An 864-nucleotide genomic window follows, 5' to 3' on the forward strand; every position below is an offset into this window, starting at 1 on the left:
CCGCAGACGGCCCGTCAGCGGACGGGCTCGTCCTGCAGGTGACGGTCAACACCCGTCCGGGCCTTGGAGCGCAGCATCCCGGCATCCGCACCGGGACACCGGTGCTGGCGTCGTACCGCCTGGTCAACCGCGGTAGCGCCGACCTGCACGACCTGCGTGTCCAGGACCCTGCCATGCCCGGCGCCCGCGTTCGCTGTCCCGGCGGCCGCGACAAGGTGCCCCTGCTGACCGGACTGCGTGAGGTGCGGTGCACCGCCACAGGGGTCGCGCGGCCCGGCGCGCGTGCCGGAGTGGTCCGGGCCGTGGGATGGCAGCCGTACCTGCGGGCCAGGGTCGTGGCGACGGCACGCTCGGGGTACGCCGGGGTCGGCGCCACGCTCGCCCTGCGCGAGGAGGTCCACGTGATCGGCCCCGACCGGGCACGGATCCGCTACACCGTCACCAACACCGGAAACCGATCCGTGCAGGGTGCCCGCCTCATGGACCCCGTGGTGCGGCACAACCGTCCCGACTGCGGGAGCGGCCGCTCCGAGGTGCCCCCGCTCGCCCCGCGCGGGACGGCGACGTGCACCGCCGAGGTGCGGCGCCCTCCCGGCTCCTATGTGAGCCAAGGCCGCGTCGCAGGCACCGATCGGCTGCGCACCATCGACGCCGGGGGCGGATGGACGCCCCCTCCCACGCTGACGGCGCGCGCCTCGGCGCGCTTCGAACTGCCGGGCCCCGTGGCGCCAACCCCACCGCGGCGAAGGCCGCCGAACGTTGTCCCCACCCCGCCGCAGCAGCCTCCCCGCAAGATCGCCCCTCCCGATGCCGTGCCGCAGGCCGTGGCGCCGATCGTCCCGCCCCCCCCCCCCCCCCCCCCAC

General features: G+C 76.3%; 1 pseudogene. It reads left to right on the forward strand.

Features of this window, described 5'->3' with window-relative positions:
- Positions 1-38: 38 nt before the first annotated feature.
- Positions 39-864, forward strand: a pseudogene (locus AOK03_RS31525) (hypothetical protein); the annotation flags it as partial.

The sequence above is a fragment of the Streptomyces atriruber genome (genome assembly GCF_001418325.1).
Lineage (GTDB): Bacteria > Actinomycetota > Actinomycetes > Streptomycetales > Streptomycetaceae > Streptomyces > Streptomyces atriruber.